The 20700-nt window shown below is 50.8% G+C and carries 17 protein-coding genes; all 17 read left to right on the forward strand.

Annotated features, from left to right (window positions below; translation table 11 throughout):
- Nucleotides 1–170: 170 nt before the first annotated feature.
- The 17 genes from ispH to HMPREF0860_RS12970 all read left to right on the forward strand — a co-directional run bounded on the left by ispH (nucleotide 171) and on the right by HMPREF0860_RS12970 (nucleotide 20662).
- A complete protein-coding gene (ispH, locus tag HMPREF0860_RS12890) occupies nucleotides 171–1028 on the forward strand; it encodes a 4-hydroxy-3-methylbut-2-enyl diphosphate reductase (protein WP_021330523.1) in 858 nt (285 codons plus the stop codon).
- Complete coding sequence (locus HMPREF0860_RS12895) at nucleotides 1021–2082, forward strand: Gfo/Idh/MocA family protein (RefSeq protein ID WP_021330533.1); 1062 nt, start codon at nucleotides 1021–1023, stop codon at nucleotides 2080–2082. Before ispH ends, HMPREF0860_RS12895 begins: the two co-directional genes overlap by 8 nt.
- Nucleotides 2083–2259: 177 nt before the next feature.
- Nucleotides 2260–2958, forward strand: a complete 699-nt coding sequence (gene deoD, locus HMPREF0860_RS12900) for a purine-nucleoside phosphorylase (RefSeq protein WP_021330564.1) — start codon at nucleotides 2260–2262, stop codon at nucleotides 2956–2958.
- 21 nt (nucleotides 2959–2979) lie between these two features.
- The gene (locus HMPREF0860_RS12905; protein ID WP_021495841.1) at nucleotides 2980–3888 is read left to right on the forward strand and encodes a nucleotidyltransferase family protein; all 909 of its coding nucleotides are present in this window, start codon (nucleotides 2980–2982) and stop codon (nucleotides 3886–3888) included.
- 99 nt (nucleotides 3889–3987) lie between these two features.
- Nucleotides 3988–5535, forward strand: coding sequence for a spiro-SPASM protein (locus HMPREF0860_RS12910; RefSeq protein ID WP_162147026.1), 1548 nt, complete (start codon nucleotides 3988–3990; stop codon nucleotides 5533–5535).
- Nucleotides 5510–6463, forward strand: coding sequence for a hypothetical protein (locus HMPREF0860_RS12915; protein ID WP_021330578.1), 954 nt, complete (start codon nucleotides 5510–5512; stop codon nucleotides 6461–6463). The genes HMPREF0860_RS12910 and HMPREF0860_RS12915 overlap by 26 nt, the downstream gene beginning before the upstream one ends.
- Nucleotides 6451–8958 (forward strand): cytidylyltransferase domain-containing protein, encoded by a 2508-nt coding sequence (locus tag HMPREF0860_RS12920; protein ID WP_231364391.1) that lies wholly within the window; start codon nucleotides 6451–6453, stop codon nucleotides 8956–8958. Before HMPREF0860_RS12915 ends, HMPREF0860_RS12920 begins: the two co-directional genes overlap by 13 nt.
- Nucleotides 8951–10708 (forward strand): ATP-grasp domain-containing protein, encoded by a 1758-nt coding sequence (locus HMPREF0860_RS12925; RefSeq protein WP_021330554.1) that lies wholly within the window; start codon nucleotides 8951–8953, stop codon nucleotides 10706–10708. Before HMPREF0860_RS12920 ends, HMPREF0860_RS12925 begins: the two co-directional genes overlap by 8 nt.
- A gap of 13 nt (nucleotides 10709–10721) precedes the next feature.
- Complete coding sequence (locus HMPREF0860_RS12930; RefSeq protein ID WP_231364392.1) at nucleotides 10722–11783, forward strand: N-acetylmuramoyl-L-alanine amidase; 1062 nt, start codon at nucleotides 10722–10724, stop codon at nucleotides 11781–11783.
- Nucleotides 11784–11800: 17 nt separating this feature from the next.
- Nucleotides 11801–12277 carry a GerMN domain-containing protein gene (locus HMPREF0860_RS12935; RefSeq protein WP_038081194.1) on the forward strand — a complete coding sequence of 159 codons (477 nt, stop codon included), beginning with the start codon at nucleotides 11801–11803 and terminating at the stop codon, nucleotides 12275–12277.
- A 71-nt stretch (nucleotides 12278–12348) separates the two neighbouring features.
- Entirely contained in the window at nucleotides 12349–13440 is a 1092-nt protein-coding gene (locus tag HMPREF0860_RS12940; RefSeq protein ID WP_021330584.1) for a flagellar filament outer layer protein FlaA, read from the forward strand.
- Nucleotides 13441–13532: 92 nt separating this feature from the next.
- Nucleotides 13533–14774 carry a RelA/SpoT domain protein gene (locus tag HMPREF0860_RS12945; protein WP_021330562.1) on the forward strand — a complete coding sequence of 414 codons (1242 nt, stop codon included), beginning with the start codon at nucleotides 13533–13535 and terminating at the stop codon, nucleotides 14772–14774.
- A gap of 76 nt (nucleotides 14775–14850) precedes the next feature.
- Entirely contained in the window at nucleotides 14851–16605 is a 1755-nt protein-coding gene (locus HMPREF0860_RS12950; protein ID WP_021330548.1) for a S1 family peptidase, read from the forward strand.
- Nucleotides 16606–16708: 103 nt separating this feature from the next.
- On the forward strand, nucleotides 16709–17431 hold the full coding sequence (locus HMPREF0860_RS12955; protein WP_021330526.1) for a hypothetical protein: 723 nt from the start codon (nucleotides 16709–16711) through the stop codon (nucleotides 17429–17431).
- Nucleotides 17421–18020, forward strand: a complete 600-nt coding sequence (locus tag HMPREF0860_RS12960; protein WP_021330565.1) for a hypothetical protein — start codon at nucleotides 17421–17423, stop codon at nucleotides 18018–18020. The genes HMPREF0860_RS12955 and HMPREF0860_RS12960 overlap by 11 nt, the downstream gene beginning before the upstream one ends.
- A gap of 102 nt (nucleotides 18021–18122) precedes the next feature.
- On the forward strand, nucleotides 18123–18914 hold the full coding sequence (locus HMPREF0860_RS12965) for a TatD family hydrolase (RefSeq protein ID WP_021330572.1): 792 nt from the start codon (nucleotides 18123–18125) through the stop codon (nucleotides 18912–18914).
- 56 nt (nucleotides 18915–18970) lie between these two features.
- Complete coding sequence (locus HMPREF0860_RS12970) at nucleotides 18971–20662, forward strand: AMP-binding protein (protein ID WP_021330574.1); 1692 nt, start codon at nucleotides 18971–18973, stop codon at nucleotides 20660–20662.
- The last annotated feature ends 38 nt before the right edge of the window (nucleotides 20663–20700 follow it).

Here is a 20700-nt window from a genome sequence, read left to right on the forward strand (position 1 = left end):
CGGGAGTGCGCGGTATTTTTTTATGACGATTGGGTGCGTGCGACGATTATTCGTGCGGAGGGTTATCTCACCTGCCGCGGCGCTTAAAACCCGCATTCGAAACGCGCTGTTGCGTAATTTGTTGTTGTCGTGCGGTGTACTAAATTTCCCGTTCGAGTTATACTGCCTCTATGACTGTCATCCGCTCCGATGTCCTCGGCTGTTGTTTCGGCGTGCGCCATGCGCTCGATGCGGCGCAAAGGGCGATTTCGGACAATCCCGGAAAAAAAGTATATACGCTCGGTCCGCTCATCCACAACCGTCTTGCCCTCGAAGTGCTTGAAAAACAGGGGCTTACGGTGCTCGGCGAAAACGATGCCGAAAAGGCCGAATACGGCAGCGTCGTCATAATTCGCGCGCACGGCGTGCCGCCGGAAACGATCGAAACGCTTCAAAGGCGGAATTGTACGGTCGTCGATGCAACCTGTACCCGCGTTACCGAAAGCCAAAAACTTGCCGCCTCCTCAGCGCAAAAAGGCTGTACGGTGCTGTTTGCGGGCGATGAAAAGCACGGCGAAGTCGCAGGCATTGCGGGCTACGCGAAAGAGCGTTTCGTGCTCGTGCAAAACGCGGAAAAAGCCGAAACGCTTTCGCTTTCGGAAAATGAAAAAGCGGTGCTCCTTTCTCAGACGACGTTCAGCAAAACGGAATTCGAAAAAATCGCGAAATTGTTAAGACGAAAGTGTCCCTCGCTCACCGTCATACATACGATTTGCCCCGCGACGAAAGCGAGGCAGGATGCGCTTTTAAAGCTCTGTCCGGACGTGGACGGCGTACTCGTCGTCGGCGGAAAAAACAGCGCGAATACAAAGCGGCTTTTGCTTGCAGCAAGAGCACAATCGTGCCGCGCCGATTTGATCGAAACGGCGGATGAGATTCCGAGCGATTATTTTAAAATGGAAAGGGTCGGCATTACAGCCGGAGCGAGTACGCCCGATTACATAATCGATGAAGTCGAAGCGGCGCTCAAGAGCGGAAGCGATGCGTAGCAAAAAAAAATATACTGCGGCTATAATCGGTACGGGAAGGATCGGTTTTACGCTCGGCTTCGATAAAAAGCGCGAACAGCCGGCAAGCCACACGGCATCTCTCCGCGGAAATTCCCGTATACGCATTATTGCAGGCTGCGACACCGATGCCGAAAAACTTGCGGCGTGGAAACGGTACTGCAGAGGAGCGGCTGCTTATCATACGGCGAGCTATCTCTTTGCCGCATGCAGTCCCGATATCGTCGTCGTTGCGGTCAACGAAAGCGCGCATTTGGAAGTCGCGCTCGCAGCGATACGGAGCAAACCGAAATTACTGATTTTGGAAAAGCCCGTCGCGCTGTGTATGAAAGACGGACTTGCGATCGCGGACGAAGCGAAAAAATACGGCGTACCCGTTATCGTAAACCACGAGCGGCGCTTTGCCGCCGACTACGCGGCAGCAAAATCCTACATAAAAAAAATCGGCGCCATCCAGCGCGTACGTGCGGAACTCTGCTCCGGCCTTCGCGTCTACGGGAAAGAATACGAAGCATCCGGCGAGTACAGCCTCTTTCACGACGGTACGCACCTCGTCGATATCGTGCAGTATTTGCTGTCGGACGATTCAAATAGTGCGGAAACGGAAAAGAGACGGAGCGTGCTGTACAATATGTCGATTACGGGAATACACCGCGATGAAAGCGATCCTTCGATCGTACAAAATTTGTCCGCGCATTTTGCATCCGATGTCTGTCCCGACATCACGCTTACGATGAGCGGGCGCTCGCGTTTCTTTTCGTTCGGTGTCGACATACTCGGAACCGAAGGGGCAGTCGCGATCGGAAACGGTTACGCGAAATTTTACCGTCGCGAAAAAGCGAAGCTGTACACGGGATTTTATTCGCTTGCCGAAGATAAAAAAGTTTCCGCGCCGAAAAAGACACGCTGCTTTTCGAATATGGTGAAAAGCTGCGTCGATTTCCTCGACGGAATTGCTCCGCTCAAATCGACGCTCGAAGACGGATTGCAAACCCTCGACATCCTCGAACGGATCCGTGCGGAACTTTGCGCATGAGGTTATTGCATGAAAGTGCGGCCTACGCCCGCGCGAAGCGGTGCGAAGCAGCGACCGCAGCAAAGCGAGGACGCCGAGCGTGAGCGAGCCGCGAAGGGCGGGATGGCAAAAAAGTTTCGTTCCCCTTATGCGCCGTCCGATTTACTTTTTCGGCTGTACGCTTTATAATCGATAAATATGAGTACCCATATCAATGCGCCTGAAGGGGCGATCGCGGACTGTGTTTTGCTTCCCGGCGATCCGCTTCGGGCAAAGTATATCGCCGAACATTTTTTGGAAAAACCCGAATGCTATAACGAAGTGCGCAATATGTTCGGCTATACCGGCACGTATAAAGGAAAGCGCGTTTCGGTGCAGGGGACGGGCATGGGACAGCCTTCGCTTTCGATTTACGTGAACGAACTTTTCCAATTTTACGGCGTGCAAAAAGCGATCCGCGTCGGTACCTGCGGCGCGATTCAAGCGTCTTTGAAATTGCGCGATACGATCCTCGTAAACGCCGCTTCGTCCGATTCTTCTCTTATGACGCAGCGTTTCGGCAATCTGCATTTTTCCGCTTCCGCCGATTTTTCGCTTTTGCTGTCGGCTTATGAAAGCTCCAAAAAGCTCGGCATAAAAGTTGCCGTCGGCCCCTGCGCATCGAGCGATCTTTTTTACGATGAAAACGAAAATTGGAAAACGTGGGCGCGCTACGGCGTGCTCGGCATAGAGATGGAAGCGGCGGAACTGTATACGCTTGCGGCGAAGTTCGGGCGGAAAGCGCTCGCGATCCTTACCGTGAGCGATCACATCGTTTCGGGCGGAGAGACGACGGCGGAAGAGAGACAGACGACCTTTGACAATATGATTAGGCTTGCGCTGGAAAGTCTTTTGTAAGCGGCGATTCGGGAGGTAAAGATGAAACCGACATTATTGGTTCTTGCGGCGGGAATGGGAAGCAGATACGGCGGGGTCAAACAGATCGACGCAGTGGGGCTGCACAACGAATGCCTGCTCGACTACGCGACGTACGATGCAAGGGAAGCGGGCTTCGGTAAAGTCGTTTACATTATCAGAAAAGATATCGAACACGATTTCCGCGAACGGCTGTTCGACCGCGTTGCGCGCAATTTCGATGCAACATATGTTTTTCAAACTCACGACAGTCTGCTTACCGAAGAAGAAAAGCGATTGTCTGTAAACCGTAAAAAACCGTGGGGTACGGTGCACGCCGTACTCTGCGCAGAAGATGCGATCGCCTCTCCCTTTGCCGTCGTCAACGCCGACGACTACTACGGGAGGTCTGCTTTTAAAACGATCGGCACCTATCTTTCGGGGATCGCAAACGACAGCAGCGCCCACGCGATGGTCGGCTATGTGCTCGGCAACACGATGAGCAAAAGCGGTTCCGTTTCCCGCGGCGTGTGTACGGTAAAAGACGGCTGTCTCGATTCCATCGTCGAAAATCTGAAAATCTATTATGAAGGAGAGGGCATCGTAAGCGAAATCGACGGCGAAAAAAAATCGATGACGGGAAAAGAATGGGTAAGTATGAACCTCTTCGGATTTTCTCCCGTGGCATTCGATTCGTTTAATAAATTCTGGAAAGATTTTATTGCGCACAACGCCGAAAGCGAAAAAGCCGAAGCGCTTCTTCCCGTTGCCGCAGGCGAAATCGTCAAAAGCGGCAAAGGAAGCATCCGCTTTTTTACGTCGGACGAAAATTGGTTCGGCATGACCTACCCCGAAGACAAAGCGATCGTCAAAGCGGAAATCGCGAAAAAGATCGAAGCGGGCTACTATCCCGAAAAATTGTGGGATAAATAAAAACGCGCCTCTAAAGATTCGATTGAATTTTTAGAGGCTCTCTAAAAAATATTCATTCCTCTATTTATACCCGCATAAAAATCTGCCGATACTGTAATGATGAAAACCGTCGTTATTTTAAATGCCGCATTCGGCGCTCGGTATATGTTCGAAAAAGTTTTCGGCGGACGTTCCGCATACGATAGGGCGCTTTCGTGGGCGGCTTCCGTTTCGGGAGGTACCCCCGTCATCGTCCTTGCCGCATCCGATAATGCCGAAAGGTGTAAAAGAGAAGCCGTATCCTCTTCCGTGCCCGTTTCCGTAAAAGAAAAGGAAGTGTGGACGACGGCCGATGTGCTCGACGAAATCGCAAGTCTTAGCGAAAAAGCGGAAACTGTGCTCTACGCCGCCGCCGACTGTCCCTTTTTCGACAAAGCGCTCAGCGATGAAATCCTTCGCGTGCATAAAACCTATGCCGCGGAATACACCTTTGCCGACGGCTATCCCTACGGCTTTTCACCCGAAGCGATCGATACGGGGGCGGCGGCCATCATTGCTTCTCTTGCGCGGCAAAAAAATCTCGGGGACGAGGTTGTTACACGAGATGCCGTCATGAAGATTTTAAAAACCGATATCAATTCGTTTGAAATCGAAACCGTACTCGCGCCGAAGGACTGGCGCCTCTACCGCCTTTCGTTCGAATGTTCGACGAAGGCGGGCTATATCGCCTCTCGTGCGCTCTACGATGCGTGCGGAGAGGGAAAAGACGCGGCAAGCCTTTCTGAAAAAGCGGTGACCCTCGTGTCGGTTTTGAAAACCGTACCCGCCTTTTACAACGTGCAGATTTCAGGCAGGGAAGAGGGTGAATGCATTTATTCGCCATATAGGGAAGCATATAAAAAAACGTACGGAGAAAAAAATCCGCGCGATATGACGCTCGCCGAATTCCGGCCGCTCGTGTCGCAAATGGCATCCCTTTCGGAAAGCGCCGTCGTCTCGCTTTCGGCGTGGGGTGAGCCGCTTTTGCATCCCGATTTTACGGATTTTGTTAAAGAGACCGCTTCTTACGACGGACTTTCGATCCTTGTCGAAACGAACGGTCTGCACGTAACCGAAGAACTGTGCGAAAAAGTCAAAGAGGCTTCAGGCGGGAAAATCATTTGGATCGTACTGCTCGACGCGGTAAGCGAAGCGACGTACAAAAAGATGCGCGGTTCGGAAGGCTCGCTTTCAAAAGCTCATAAAGCCGTCGCTCTTTTGCAGCGCGCGTTTCCCGATACGACCTATCCGCAGTTTGTTCGGACGAACGACAACGAAGCGGAACTCGAAGCTTTTTATCGCTTTTGGAAAGACGATAAAAACGGCAGCAAAGTGATAATTCAAAAATACGATTGGTTTTCAGGTCTTCTTCCAGAGTGTAAACCCGCAGACCTTTCGCCCCTCGAACGGAATCCGTGCTGGCATTTGCGGCGCGACATGACGATCCTCTCCGACGGCAGTGTGCCGCCGTGCCGCGAATACGTTTTTAACAATATTATAGGCAATGCGTTTACGGAAAGCCTTGCATCGATTTGGGAGCGGATGACCTCTTACGCCGAAAAAGATATGAAGTGCGAATACGGGGAAGTATGCGGGAAATGCGATGAATACTATACCTTTAATTTTTAACGAACGGCAGATCAACCGCACCGTTATCGGCGGGAGAGCGCCGTCGGAAAAAAAGATGGACGTTTCCGCCGTCCTCCTCAATTCGAACGCGAGCCGCTTTCACGCGCAGACGCTTGAAACGCTTTCGAAATGCGGCTTCGCTTCCGTCGTTTCGATCGAACCGAATTCGGGCAGCTGCAATATCGAAGAGCTTTCCAGGCGCATCCCGTCCGTGCAGTTCGTAGTTCCCCTCGAAGCGGTGACGGACGGAGATATGATCAATATCGGCATCGGCGAAGCTCCTTCTTCTTACGTGCTCGTGTTGCGCGATTCGCTTTACATCCCTCAGGGGATTTTGCAGCCGCACCTCGCGGAAAATCTCGTAAAAACCGGAACATACTGCATCGCGCCGCGCCTCTTGGATGCGGAAAAAAAAGCGCTTCCGGTGAGCTTTACGCCCGAAGCATCTCGCGGGAAGTTTTTCGTTTCTCAGTCCGCAGTCGTCAAAGACGGTATGCATACATTGTATCCTTTCGATTATATCGGTCTGTATAATAAACCGAAATTCATCCGACTCGGAGGTTTCGACTATACGATTACGTCTCCGTATTATCAAAATCTCGATTTGGCGCTGCGCTCGTGGCTGTGGGGAGAAGAGACTTGTCTTTCGACATCGATGCTCTTTTCCTACGGCGAGAGAGTTCCGATCGAAGACACGACGGCGGACTTAACCTATCTGCAGTTTTATCTTAAAAATTTGGCGCCGCGTTTTAAATCCGATTCGGGAGGCACTATCGCACCTCTTTCGTTTTTTAATTTTCTTGCACATTCGTCGTGCGGCTTTTTCGAAGCGAAGCGGCGGTTTTCCGATGCGAAAAAATGGGTGCATACGAACCGTGCGCGATTCCACACGGACGCGAAGCATTTGATAGAAGCATGGAGAGAATGATGACGGCGGTAATCGTTCAGTGCAGAATATCTTCGACACGCTTTCCCGGCAAAGCGCTCAAAGATTTGGGCGGTCGCCCGGTGCTCGCGTGGACGCTTTCCGCGATGAAAAAAGTAAAAGCCGACGCGTATTACGTTGCGACGGATGAAGCGTCGTTTTCCGAACTCGAGCCGGTCGCGCGCTCGTGCGGCTGGGATATTTTTTCAGGACCGCTCGACGATGTCTTAAAGCGTTTTTGCTTGTTGATCGAAAAGATCGATGCGGACGTCGTCGTACGTGCGACCGCCGATAATCCGTTTTTATTTTACGAAGCGGCGGAGTCTCTCCTCGACGAATATATGCGCCGCATTGCACTTTCTCCGTGCGATTATATGACGTGGACGGGGCTGCCGCACGGTTCGGGCGTCGAAGTGTTCAGCGGCAAATCGCTCGTCGCGGCCGAAAAATCGACAAGCCTGCCTTACGACCGCGAACACGTGGCTCCTTCTCTCTACAATCACCGAAACCGCTTTTCGGCTGTGATGCAAAAAGCGCCTGCTCGTTTTTATTATCCCGACTGCCGCACGACGATCGACACGCCATCCGATTACCGAAGAGCGCTTTCGGCCGTTCGCTTTCTTTCCAAGGGAAAAGCGGAAGATGAGCCCTATACGACGGAGCAGATTTTATCGGCCTTTTCCGAACCGAGCGTTACGCATCCCGTGCTCTTTGTGCCGTCGGTAAAAGAAGGGGGCGGTACGGGACATCTGAGGAGGAGCCTTGACGCCGCGATCGAGTCGGGCGCCCTCGTCTATATTCCGAAAGATGCGTCGCTTCGAGAATGCGGCGAACTTACGGAGCAGGCGAAAGGACGGGGGCTTTCGGATTGGCAGATCGTCACGGAATATCCGCTCCCCGGGGAATATTCGCTCATCGTTTCGGATTTTTTTTCGCTCGATAAACATACGGCATCTTCCCTGTGTGCCGCAGCCCCCCTTGCCGCGATCGACGAGGGCTCGGACAATACGTGCTTTTGCGATTACCTCATCGATATCATCCCGTCGAATCTTTCGCGAAAATCGAATATAAGCGAAAGCGCATTTATGACGATGCCTTCCCGTACGCGGAGCGGGGAACGTTGCAAAACGCGCTCCGATATAAAAACCGTTCTCGTGTGTTTCGGAGGCGAAGATCCCTCATCCCTTACCGTTCCCGTATCGATATCGCTTCGGCGCGAAGGTCTCTCTGTGAGCGCAGTCGTCCCTGACGGCATCGACTCGTCGGAAGCGGAAGCGGCCGGTGTAACGTGTATGCGCCCCGTTCCCGTTTTGCGCGAAATACTTTCATCCTACGATCTCGTCGTAACGCATTACGGGCTTACCGCATACGAAGCCGCCTATGCAGGTTGCGCCGTGCTTTTGTTTTCGCCGACAAAGCTGCACGCATCCCTTGCAAAAAAATACGGATTCGTCTGTCTCGAAAAAAAAGATGCGGCAGGAAAAAAACTGCATGCGGTTTTAAGCGAAAGCGAAAAACTCTATCCGCATATCGAGCCCGTAAATCGGCACGCGTCGCTCGGCGCTTTTATCGCATCCCTTGCAAAGGGCAAGCGTTTCTCTTGTCCCGTCTGCGGACAAAGCGATCCCGAAAAAAACGCCGTCGTTTCGCGCACGCTGCACCGGACGTTCAGGAGATGCGCTTCGTGTGCTATGATCTATATGTCGTGGACGGATTCAAACGCCGCACCCGATTACGGCAAAACCTATTTTGCCGAAGAGTATAAAGCGCAGTACGGCAAAACCTATCTCGAAGACTTCGATGCGATAAAGGCGCAAGGAGTCCGCCGTATCCGCGAAATCGATTCGTTCGTCAAAAATAAAAAACGCTTTGCATCGAAACTTTCCGTGCTCGACGTCGGCTGTGCCTACGGTCCCTTCCTTGCGGCCGCAGCGGAAGACGGATGGCAGGTCTTCGGTGCCGACGTTTCGAAAGACGCAGTATCCTATGTGCAGTCTTCGCTTCTCTTTCCCGCATCCTGCACTTCTTTTCCCGACTTCGATCCTGCGTCGGAATTCGGCGTGCGGCAATTCGATGCGCTTACGATGTGGTACGTCATAGAACATTTTCAAAATCTTTATCGCGTTCTCGAAAGCGCTCGCGCTTTGGTAAAAGACGGCGGCATCTTTGCATTTTCGACGCCGTCAGCAGAAGGCGTTTCCGCTCTTATGAATACGGACGATTTTTATGCGCAAAGCCCCGCCGATCACTATACTTTGTGGGAACCGTCCAGAGCGAAACACATACTCAAGCGATTCGGCTTTACGGTTGAAAAGATAATTTCGACGGGACATCATCCCGAGCGTTTTCCGCAAGTGAAAAAACACGGCTGGCAAAAAGATTCGCTTATGTATTCGCTCTACGCTTTCCGAAGCCGCATCTCACGTCTCGGCGATACTTTCGAAGTGTACTGCAGAAAAACGGGCGGTGCGGGAGAGGGAGAAAAATCGCATGGATAAAAACATACTCATACTCGGCGCGGGCTTTTTGCAAAAACCCGCGATCGAAGCGGCGAAAAACATCGGCTGCCGCGCGGTCGTCGTCGACGCTAACGAAGGCGCCGTCTGCGTCGGACTTAGCGACCGATTCGAGCGCATCGATTTAAAAGATAAAGAAGGGATTTACGAGTTCGCAAAAAAATTACAAAAGGAAGGAGGGCTTGCGGCGATCTTTACGGCGGGAACCGATTTTTCGGCTTCGGTTTCATACGCGGGAGAAAGGCTCGGACTTTTCTGCCACTCCTATGAAGCTGCCTGCAACGCGAGCGGCAAAGTGCTGATGCGGCAAAAGTTTTCGGAAGCCGGCGTACCCTCTCCGAAATTTTTCGGCGTAACGAAAAAAGAGAGCGAGCTCGATTTTGTTAAAAAATGCGTGAGAGAACTCGGCTTTCCCTGCGTCGTAAAACCTGTGGACAATATGGGCGGCCGCGGCTGCCGCATGATAAGGAGTGAAGACGAAGCGGAAGATGCTTTGCAGACGGCGCTCGCGTCTTCGCGGACTGAAAACGCTATCCTCGAAGAATACATGAGCGGTGATGAATATTCGATCGACGCGCTCATCTGTGACGGGGCGATGACGATCACGGGCTTTGCCGACCGCCACATATTTTTTCCGCCGTACTTTATCGAAACGGGGCACACGATGCCGACTGCGATATCCGATGCGAAAAAAAACGAACTCATTGCAGTCTTTGCGCTTGCGGCAAAAGCACTCGGCCTTAGCTGCGGGGCGGCAAAGGCCGACATAAAATATACGGAAAAGGGGCCGATGATAGGCGAAGTGGCCGCTCGTCTTTCGGGTGGCTTTATGTCGGGCTGGACATACCCTTACGCGTCGCACTGCAATCTCACCGAACAAGCGCTCCTCATAGCGTGCGGAAAAACGCCTTCGTTTCTCGAAGTGCATCGGAAACGCATTCCGTTTACGCCGCCCTCATCGTGCGGAAACTGTCGCGCGCCCTACGAACTGTACGAACTTCCGTGTGTTGATGCGAGTGCGGAGCGCGCGTGGATTTCAATTCCGGGAATCGTTAAAGAAGTATCGGGCTTGGAAAGGGCGCGTTCCGTTCCCTTCGTCAAAGACGTATTTCCGCGAAGCGGTGCGGGGGATGCAGTCGTCTTTCCGCACAACAACGTACAAAAATGCGGCAATGTGATTTCATCGTCTCCGTCGCGTAAAGATTCAATCGCCGCCGCGGAAAAAGCGGTTTCTAAAATCGTGCTGCGCTTGGAACCCTGCGTCCCCGAAACGGATGCGTTTTTTACCGATGCGGAAGCCGCCGCGTCAAAATCATGCACAGCGGAAAATCGTACGGCGGATAAAACAGCGAAAGCACAGTCGCTCGTACAAAAAGCGGAAGTAAACTCGCTGCGTTTTCCGCCCGACGCCTACAGAGCGGTCTGCTCCGCTGTTGAGAGCGAAGATGCGTACGCCTGCTCCGAGATAGATACGGCGTCTGTAACGGGCGTCATACCGAAAGGCGTTCGCGTCTCCGATTGCGTGCCGCGATTTTTGCGCAGACTTTACGAATCGGATGAGCGCGATTGGAATCACCGAAGTTTTGCCGAAAGCTGCGCACTTTTCGACGAAGTCTGTCCCGATCATCCCGAGCTCGACGCGAAAAAATTTTGGCGCGCGGGACTGCGTGGGGGGGTGCAGGGAATGCTGTATTTTGCCGATACTATAGATAGGGCAAATACCGGCTTTTGAAGATTATCGGAGAATGAAAAAGGCTATGAACATGCCGAAACGACATAGGATTATATTCGCTTTTCTTGTTTTGCTTTTTACAGCGTCGGCGCAAAGCTATGCGGCGGAAACGATCGAATTGCTGAAAAAAGCCGAAGCGTCGGGCATTCTCCTGTATTGGGACAGCCTATCCGAAACAGGCCTCATGGAAAAAAACGGTCACCAAATCAGTTTCCGTGCGGGCGACAGCGTCGTCCTGCTCGATAACCGAAAGCTTTCGGTAACCGATGCGCCGGTGGTAAAGTCGGGCGCCCTTTTCGTGTCGCAGGCTTTTATCGATACGGCGGAATCGTTTTTTAAAACGGAAAGCGAAGAAGCGCACTACCGCGTCGGCGCGATTTTAATCGATCCGGGACACGGCGGAAAAGATCCGGGGGCGAGCCAAGTGTTCCGGCAAAACGGCAATACGCTCGTTATTCGGGAAAAAGACGTAACGCTTGCCGTCGGAAAAATGTTGTACGCAAAACTTAAAACGGCGTTTCCCGACAAAAAGATCATATTGACGAGGAACAGCGATACTTTTTTGTCGCTCGGTCAGCGGACCGATATCGCCAATTCCGTACGGCTGAAAAAAAACGAAGCGGTGCTGTATGTTTCCGTTCACGTAAACGCTTCCTTGGATAAAAAAGCGAGCGGCTACGAAGTGTGGTATCTGTCGCCGGGATATCGCCGCACCGTTATCGACAAGGCTGCTGCGGGAGAAGATAAAACGCTCTTTCCGATTTTAAACGCGATGACGGAGGAAGAGTATACGACCGAAAGCGTCCTCATCGCGAAATTTATCATGGACGGTTTGCAGGCACAGATAGGCGACAAGTCGAAAGCGCGCGGCATAAAAGCGGAAGAGTGGTTCGTCGTGCGCAATGCGAATATGCCGAGCGTGCTCGTCGAATTGGGTTTTTTAACGAATTATACCGAAGCGCGGAATTTAAGCGATACGCAGTATCTGCAAAAAGCCGCGTTCGGCATATATAACGGCATAAGCGATTTTATCACGCACTTTGAGCGATCGAGAGGCTTTACATCATCAAAATGATTTTGTACGATGGCGCTATGAAAAGAAAAACAACGGCGTTTATCGTGATCGTGTCGGCTTCTTTCGTTCTGTCTCTTGTGCTGTGGATGATCCGCTATCCGGGCATACGCTACGTGTTTATGTTTCAGTCGGCTGCAACCGGCAAAATCTGCATGGAGTCGAGGTATTTACCGAAGGATCCCGTGCAGGGGGATGTAAACTGCTACGTAGACGAACTTTTGCTCGGGCCTTTGACTGCGGAATACCGCCCGCTTTTTACGCGGGGTACCCGTGCGCAATCGTGTTTTGAGCGCGGCGGCGTTCTGTATGTCGATCTTTCGGACGCGCTCATTTCCGAATCGGACGGCGCATCCGAAATACGACAAGGGATGGAATTATTCAGGAAAAATATCCTGTATAATTTTAAAAATATTCATACTATCGAAGTGTTTGTCGCCGGCAATCATGCGTATGAAAAAAGCGCCGTCGGGGATTTGCGAAAAGAAAATCCTTGACAAATGGAGTTTTTTGTAATATCGTGATAGACGGTACAAGGCTACATCGAATAGTATAAGGAGCTTCCAAAATGAAGAAGACTTTTTTAGTGATTGCGGCGGGGATGCTGCTTACCGGAGGCGCGGGGCTTTTTGCTGCTGAATCGATGCTTATCGATTTTACGCAGCTCGATGCGGACGTCGTCGCCGATGCAAACGGCAATCCGACGCAAAACGGCCGTACTGTGATGAATTACGCTGCAGCTGCGGGCGCTACATTCACGGCGGAGCAGCGAGATCTCATGAAAACCTCGCTCGCTCTCCCCGAATGGGAAGTCGTGCTGAATTCATCGGCGCAAAACGTGCAGTCGATGGGGGTTTCGACGGTCGTCGCCGCCCCTGTGCGCAGCGAAGCCGATGTTCCGTTTGCGGGTTCGAACGTCATGGGCGTTCGTATTCTTTTCCCCGAATGGAATGCAAATGCAAACGCGCGTATCGAACCGCCGTTCGACATTCCGGCATTTGAGCCTCTTGCCGGTGCCGATGCCGACGGCAACCGTCAGGCACAGACAGACGAAGAAAAAGCGAGCGGCAAAATTCTCTTTGAAGACGGTTACGGCGTTGTCAGAAACGTCGGTGCAATCAAATCGATCGCCGTCACAACGATGGGCATGAACTACCCCGAAGGCTTGTACGTTTTGCTCAAAGACAACGACGGAATCGAACGCCGCTATTTTATGGGCTATCTCGGATTCGACGGCTGGAAAGAGCTCGTATGGAATAACCCGCAGTACATCGCCGATATCCGCAACCGCGAAATTCGCGTATATCCGATCTATCCGCGCGGTATTCCGTACATAAAATTCGCAGGCTTCCAGATTACGCGCGACGCTGCTCACATCGGCGGTGACTATATCGGCTACTTCAAAGACGTCAAAATGATCTACGACAAAGCCGTGCTGACTTCCGAGCGCGATATCGCGGACGAAGATGTGTGGGGCATTGTCGGCGCGCGTGAAAAGAAACGCCAAGCGATCGAAATGGAGCGCTTCGGCAACAAGCAGGTGAACCGTTATCTCGAACGCGTTAAGCAGGCTACGGAAGAGAGCTTTACGTCGAGCCTCAACGAAAATTCCACGTCGAACGCTGCACGTTCGTCGGGTAATTCCGCCAATGCACGATAAGCTGCCGTAAGTTTCCTTTAATAAACGTCCTTTATACCTGCCTTGTTCGGCGGGGTTAAGGGACGTTTTTTTTATAATTTGATTTCGAGTTTATGGAACACAAGTCTTACGATAATCTGCCGGCAAAAGTCCATATTCAAAAAAACTATGAAGCGTATGCGCCGTATTTTTATGCCGTTATGGAAAACATTCAAAAGCGGCTCGAACGTGCCGTGACGCTCGCTTCCCCTCCGACGTATAAAGCGCGCATCAAATCTTTCGACAGCTACTATAAAAAAATTTTGCGCTTAAAAGTTCCCTCTCCCGACGACGACTCTCTCATCTGCCTTACCGATATGATCGGCATACGGATTATCTGCGCGTTTCTCGAAGACATCGCCGTCGTTTTAAAACAAGTGCAAGGGCTCTTCGATGTACGGGAAATCGAGCAAAAGGGGCCTGCGCAGAATTTCAAAGCCTTCGAATACGAGTCGATTCATATCCTCGTAAAAATTCCCGATTCGTGTTTTCCGCCGCCGTCCGATTTTCCGTCGCTTCCGCGCTTAAACGATATCGTATGCGAAATTCAAATCCGCACGATTTTACAGGACGCATGGGCGGAAGTCGAACACGAGCTTATCTATAAAAGCGAATTTTCTCCGTTCGATTTACCGCTTCGCAGAAAGCTTGCATCGATCAATGCGTCGCTGACGCTTGCCGATACGATTTTTCAAGAAATCCGCGATTATCAAAAAAAACTGCAGGGCGAAGTGAACGAGCGGCGAAAATTGTTTTATGAAAAAGTCGATGAACTCGATGCGATTAAACGCGAAATTAAAAAAACTCCCGAACCGGAAGGAAGCCCGTCTCCTTTTGCAAAAGGGACGATCGACGATTTGCTCCTCGATGCGATTCACGCGCATAATACCGGCGATTTGGCAAAGGCGATCGAAATCTATACGCAGATCATCGAATCTTCTCCGCGGCCTCCGGCCGTCGTGTTGTCCGTCATACATAAGCACCGCGGTATGGCGTATTTTACCGAAAGCGAATATCAAAAAGCTCTTGAAGATTTTCAAGCGAGTTCGGCACATAACCCGCAAAACTTCCGCGCCCTGTATTATGAGGGAATCGTCTACGGTATTCTCGGCGACAATACCGCTGCGATCGACCGTTTTTCAAAATCGCTTGCGATCAACGAATACCAGTCTCACGCGTTTTATCATCGGGCGGAAGCGTATTATGAAAGATGCGAATACGAAAGCGCGCTCGGCGATATACGCGCCGCGGAAAAGCTCGGCATAAACGACGATGCATGCAACGCGCTGCTTGCAAAAATTATGGATAAAATTTAAATCTGAGGAGAGCGTTCGACAATGCGCTTTCGATGTTCCGTTGCATAATTATTTCCCTGTCGCTATAATACAAAGCATGGAGATTAGCAATTTTAATAAAAAACGCTTTTACGGCGTTTTGGTCCTGTGCTTTTTAGCTACAGCAGCTTTTACGGCGCCGCTGCGAAATTACGTTTGCATCGTGCGCAGCAATTTGCCGGAAAAAACGGTTTCCTTTTTGGAAGAATACCGCGACGAACTTTCAAACCGCGGATATGAGGCATATGCAAAAGATATCGACGTGTATTTAAAGGGGTCATTCGGTTCGGGCTTCGTACTCTACGCATCAAACAACAAACCTTACGTCGTCACGAACCGTCACGTTGTCAAAGAAGCGGAAACGGTCGACGTCGAATTTGAAAACGAAGACGGTTCCAATTCGAGTTACAAAGAGCTCAAAATCATCGCAGCCGATGAAGATATCGATATAGCCCTCGTCGCTCTGCCCGACACGTATGCGCGAAAAGGTTTAACGCTCAGCGGTGCTGCAGTGCACGACGGCGACGAAGTGTGGTCGGCGGGCTTTCCGGGTTTAGGTGCAGATCCGATGTGGCAGCTCGGTAAGGGTACGGTAACGAACGCGCGCGCGAAAATCAAAGAGCTTCTTTCTCCCGATATTTCGACGCTTATCCAGCATTCGGCGCAAGTCGATGCGGGAAACTCCGGCGGGCCGCTTATGACGGCGAATGCAAAAGCAGAAGCGGGATACACCGTCGTCGGAATTAACACGTGGAAAGCGACGTACCGCGAATCGACGAATTTTTCGATCCCCGCGTCGGTCGTCAAATCCTTTGTGGAGCGGAGCATTGCCGGAAGGAAAAAGCAAAACATCGACGACCGCGTAAAACAATTTATTACATCGACGACAGATAAAGACGAAATGTTTTTTTCGCTTGGAAAATACATTTCGAATGAAATGGTTGCAAAAAGCGCCGGCGACGAATTTATGAAAGCGCTCGCTACGGCTCCGTCAAGCGTTCGTTCCGTCATCGCTAAAATATTTTCATACGATCCGATCGAAGGCTTGCGCTATGCACTCGCATACAAAGTGTGGAATGCATTTCAAGGAGATGACGGCGCGTTGAAAACGGAGGCGGGAGCTGCGGAAGAATCGACGAATGGTATGAAGGTTTCTTTTACACCCGAAGGGAAAGATGCGATTCCGTCGCTGTGGACGGAAGAGCAGGGAAACTGGAGACTCTCGGAATTCGGAGAGGCGAAAAAAACGAAAGCCGCGAAAAAGGCTTCGAAAAAGCGGGCTTCGGTTTCCAGCGTAAACGGTCTTGAAGTTGACGATCCGTATCTTATCAATGTTTCTGCCGGTGCGCTTATTCCGTTTGAAACAAAATCCGCCGGTTTCAATCTGTCAGTGCTGTTTATGAGAAAATTCTTCGGCGGCGGGCCCTTTATCCAAACGGAAAAAGTCGACGATGTTGCCATCTTGGATAAATATAACGAGGAAAAATACCGGGAAGCAAAATCGATGACGACCGCCGGCGGCGCGATCCGTTTTCAAGTGCCGCTTGCGTTTAATAAATTTATTGTCGCGCCGTTTGCGGAAGCTCGGCTCGGACTTGCAACCACGGCAACGATGACAAGCGATAATCGTTCCGACCGTTTTTATTTCGGTATCGGCGGAGGCGCATACGCGGCGTATCGCGTAACCGATTGGTTTGCTCCGATGGTCGGAGTACAGTATATGCATTCGAATTATTCCGTATTTTTCAAAGACATTGCGGAACGGTCGAACAGCGTTCTCGTCTTTGCCGGCGTCAAATTGGTGGAACGATAACATTGCATATACAAATCGAAGAAACCGTTCAAAACCGAAGTTTTCGGACGGTTCCATTTTCTTCGGACGCATGTTTTATGTGTTATAGGAGACAAATAACAAGATGAAAAAAATAATAGGAATCGTTGTGCTCGTTACGGTGACGACGATGTTGATGGGATGTTTTTCGATGTCTTTTGCAAAGACACAATCCTCGGAGATGATAGCAGCCAGCGATGGAACAAACGAAGAGGAGATCTACAATTCGGCGTTTGCGGAGACAAAACGCAAGCGGCTTAAAAAATTATGCGAAACGTATACGCCGGAGAATTCCGTGCTGGTATACGGAAGCTGCAATACCTTTAAAAAGGGAATATTAGGAGTAATCCCGCCTGAAATCGCCCGCTACATTCAAATCGATACGACAAAACCCGCACAGCATTTGGAATATATCGGTAAAAATTATTTTTTCTTCAAACCGACCGTTCCGGGCGGGAAATACCGTCTCTATTTTCAACGGATATTTATGAGCAGATATCGGATCGATTACATTATCAACGGCATACAAGGTTTCGGAACGCACCCGTACGATTTTACGACGCCGAAAAAACCGGGCATTTACTATGTCGGAGATTTTGAAGATCTGTTTTCCGGTGATGAGCGATATATCTGCCGTACGTATGCGAACGATGAAAAAATAAGAGAAACATACGGCGGCGCATGGAAAATACCGGATCTGCGCGTTTGCGAACAAAAAGCACTTGAACATGCGCTCAAGTATTATAAGGATACGGCATGGGAATCGCTTCTCAGTGCGCGCCTTTCGGAGGTACAAAATGCAAAATAAAAAATTATTAACGATTGCCATGTTCGTATGTCTTTGTACGATCGCATTTGCAGAAGAGCCGGAAGAATTTAAATGGGAAAAAGTCGGCGGATCTAAAGTCGCTTTTATCTGCCGTGTCGTGCTCACCAACAATCTTGACATGGATTTTTATGCCATAGGATTCGATGCAATAGGATATAAGGGGAGCGTTCCCAGTTACGGATACGTGTATTACGAAATTCCCCCTAAAGACGTGCCGATTTTCCCCATGTGCGGAGAGCTCGGTAAGTTTTCCCAAATGATATTCAATGCGAGCGATGTGCGAAAACGATTTTATCTGCAACAATTTATAGTAAGATTATTCGGCAGAGATTATTTATCTATGTTGCAGCTTCCCGTCGGAGTAGATGTTTCATTTCCTTCCGAAGCGCGCTATGTGTATCTCGGAACTTTCGTCTACACGCTTGAAGGATATGATTTAATGCCGTCTGCAGTAAAACGGATCGATGAATTCGATGCGGCACAAAAGTTGCTCAAAAAAAAGCTCGGTGTGGACGTGCAGCTTTACCGTGCGGAATTGATCGAACACAAAGAAGAAAAAAAGAAATAAAAGCCGGCTGTCGAAAAAGTAACCGACTTTTGAGACAGCCCCGTTTTCCTTGTATGCGCTTTTCCGTTTGTACAATCCTCGCTTTTCAGATAAGCTGGACGCATGTTTGTCGATTTTCACACGCACTTGCATGCGTACCGGCGCGGAGATGAGCGCGATGCGGCTCTCGAATGCATTCGAGAAAACGCAATCCTCACGGTCGCATCCTCCGTCGATACGGCAACGTGGAATGAAACGCTTTCGGAAGCTCGCTCCTTCGCTTTGCACGGGGAAAATTTAATAATTCCTACCTTTGGTATCCATCCCTCGTGTTGCGCGGGTTTGCCGGAAAGCGAGGGCGAACTTGCCGCACTGCTTGAATCGTATCTCGGTGCATCGCCTATCATCGGAGAAATCGGGCTCGATTTTTATTGGGAAAAAAAGGCGCCGCACAAAACGCAGGAGCGCGTGTTCCGTTGTATGCTCGACCATTGTGAACGCACGGGAAAATATTGCGTCGTGCATACGAAGGGCGCCGAATCGCGCATCGCAGACATTCTCGCGGACTTCCCGCACGCAAAGCCCGTCATCCATTGGTACGACGGGCCGGATTCGCCGTACGATGTTTTTTTATCGCGCGGGTATATGCAGACCTTCGGCTGCGAAGTGCGTTATTCCGATCGTATCAAAGCGCTGCTCGCTCGGACGCCTCTTGAGTTTTTGCTTTCCGAAACGGATAATCCGACGGGAGAAGTGTGGCTCGGAGGCGAGGATTCGTCGCCGCTTTTGATAAAGCGCGTCGTACAGGATATCGCGGACGTAAAGCGCATCGGATACGCGGAGGCGGAATCGATTTTGCAAAAGAACGCCGAGAGGATTTTCGAAGCGTCGAATATCGGACGATATATCGGCTAGCATTATTTACGGGTATCGATTATACTGTGCGGGTTAATTTGAAGAGGAATTGTTATATGGTGCTGTATAAAGAATTTGTTGAAAACGACAGGGACTATCTGTCCTATGAAGATTTGAAAAAGAATTTTAAAATTAAAATTCCCGACAATTTTAATTTTGCATACGACGTCGTAGACCGCTATGCGGCGGACGATCCGGAAAAGCGGGCGCTTGTGTGGTGCGACGATTGCGACGAAGAGCATATATTTACGTTTGCCGATATTTCGGAGATGTCGAAACGCACTGCCAATTTTCTCACGGCGTACGGAATCGGAAAAGGGGATTCGGTCATGCTCATTTTGCGCCGCCGCTATGAGTTTTGGTGGTTTATCATCGCGCTGCACCGGATCGGCGCGATCGGCATTCCGGCGACGGATCAGCTGCTCGAAAAAGATATCGAATACCGCAATAAAGCCGCCGAAGTGAAGATGATCATTTCATTCGATGAACCGAAAGTACAGGAAGAGATCGAAAAATCGCTCGCCGCTTCTCCTTCCGTAAAGACGCTCGTGACGGTCGGAAAGGAGCGCGGCGTATGGGTAAACTTTCACAAAGAGATCGAAAAATACGATGCGCATTTTGATCGGCCGACTGGCGACAAAGCGACGTGCAACGAAGATATCATGCTGCTGTATTTTACGTCGGGTACGTCCGGCTATCCGAAGATGGTGCAGCACAATTTCGTATATCCCCTCGGCCATATCGTGACGGCAAAATATTGGCAAAATGTCGTGGACAACGGTTTGCATTTGACGATAGCCGAAACGGGCTGGGCAAAAGCGGTGTGGGGAAAACTCTACGGTCAGTGGCTTGCAGGCTCGGCGGTCTTTTCGTACGATATGACGAGCTTTAAACCGGACAGGATGCTGCAAAAGATTTCGCACTATAAAGTGACGACCTTTTGTGCGCCGCCGACCGTGTACCGCTATCTTATCCGGCAGGATTTGAAAAAATACGATCTGTCGAATCTGCGCTATTGCGTGACGGCGGGTGAAGCGCTCAACGCGGAAGTGTACAATAAATTCTACGAGCAGACGGGCATTAAAATGTTCGAAGCGTACGGGCAGACGGAAGCGACCGTCATCATCGGCAATTTTCCCGGTATGGAGCCGAAACCCGGTTCTATGGGAAAGCCTGCGCCGGGCTACGATGTCGATATCATTGCGCCGAACGGTACGAAGTGCGAAGCGGGAGAAGCGGGAGAAATCGTCATTCACGTCGACAAAGAGCGTCCCTTCGGTTTGTTTTCCGGCTATTACCGCGATTTTTCTCTGACGGCGGCGGCGTTCGACAGCGGACTCTATCATACCGGCGATACCGCCTATTACGACAGTGACGGCTATCTGTGGTTTATCGGACGCAACGACGATATTATTAAAAGTTCGGGCTACCGCATCAGTCCGTTCGAAGTCGAAAGCGTGTTGATGAAGCACCCGTCCGTGCTCGAATGCGCGGTGACGGGTGTCGAAGACAAGCGGCGGGGACAGATCGTCAAAGCGACGATCGTGCTCAACGTCGGTTTTGAGCCGTGCAAAGCGCTTGAACTTGAACTGCAGGATTATGTAAAGCATCAGACGGCGAGCTACAAACACCCGCGCATCATCGAATTCGTTAAAGAATTGCCGAAGACGATCAGCGGTAAAATCCGCCGCGTCGAAATCCGCGAAAAGGACAAAGATTCGGTGATGAAAAAGAAAGGCAGGATCTGAAACCGTTTCGGCGGGCTGCTATAACCGTTCGACTTTCG

This window comes from Treponema socranskii subsp. socranskii VPI DR56BR1116 = ATCC 35536, from assembly GCF_000468115.1.
Lineage (GTDB): Bacteria > Spirochaetota > Spirochaetia > Treponematales > Treponemataceae > Treponema_D > Treponema_D socranskii.

Bases quoted from the DNA above. Each gene is read 5' to 3' on its own strand.
- ispH (WP_021330523.1), top strand. From the start codon at position 171: ATGACTGTCATCCGCTCCGATGTCCTCGGCTGTTGTTTCGGCGTGCGC.
- HMPREF0860_RS12895 (WP_021330533.1), top strand. From the start codon at position 1,021: ATGCGTAGCAAAAAAAAATATACTGCGGCTATAATCGGTACGGGAAGG.
- deoD (WP_021330564.1), top strand. From the start codon at position 2,260: ATGAGTACCCATATCAATGCGCCTGAAGGGGCGATCGCGGACTGTGTT.
- HMPREF0860_RS12905 (WP_021495841.1), top strand. From the start codon at position 2,980: ATGAAACCGACATTATTGGTTCTTGCGGCGGGAATGGGAAGCAGATAC.
- HMPREF0860_RS12910 (WP_162147026.1), top strand. From the start codon at position 3,988: ATGAAAACCGTCGTTATTTTAAATGCCGCATTCGGCGCTCGGTATATG.
- HMPREF0860_RS12915 (WP_021330578.1), top strand. From the start codon at position 5,510: ATGAATACTATACCTTTAATTTTTAACGAACGGCAGATCAACCGCACC.
- HMPREF0860_RS12920 (WP_231364391.1), top strand. From the start codon at position 6,451: ATGGAGAGAATGATGACGGCGGTAATCGTTCAGTGCAGAATATCTTCG.
- HMPREF0860_RS12925 (WP_021330554.1), top strand. From the start codon at position 8,951: ATGGATAAAAACATACTCATACTCGGCGCGGGCTTTTTGCAAAAACCC.
- HMPREF0860_RS12930 (WP_231364392.1), top strand. From the start codon at position 10,722: ATGAAAAAGGCTATGAACATGCCGAAACGACATAGGATTATATTCGCT.
- HMPREF0860_RS12935 (WP_038081194.1), top strand. From the start codon at position 11,801: ATGAAAAGAAAAACAACGGCGTTTATCGTGATCGTGTCGGCTTCTTTC.
- HMPREF0860_RS12940 (WP_021330584.1), top strand. From the start codon at position 12,349: ATGAAGAAGACTTTTTTAGTGATTGCGGCGGGGATGCTGCTTACCGGA.
- HMPREF0860_RS12945 (WP_021330562.1), top strand. From the start codon at position 13,533: ATGGAACACAAGTCTTACGATAATCTGCCGGCAAAAGTCCATATTCAA.
- HMPREF0860_RS12950 (WP_021330548.1), top strand. From the start codon at position 14,851: ATGGAGATTAGCAATTTTAATAAAAAACGCTTTTACGGCGTTTTGGTC.
- HMPREF0860_RS12955 (WP_021330526.1), top strand. From the start codon at position 16,709: ATGAAAAAAATAATAGGAATCGTTGTGCTCGTTACGGTGACGACGATG.
- HMPREF0860_RS12960 (WP_021330565.1), top strand. From the start codon at position 17,421: ATGCAAAATAAAAAATTATTAACGATTGCCATGTTCGTATGTCTTTGT.
- HMPREF0860_RS12965 (WP_021330572.1), top strand. From the start codon at position 18,123: ATGTTTGTCGATTTTCACACGCACTTGCATGCGTACCGGCGCGGAGAT.
- HMPREF0860_RS12970 (WP_021330574.1), top strand. From the start codon at position 18,971: ATGGTGCTGTATAAAGAATTTGTTGAAAACGACAGGGACTATCTGTCC.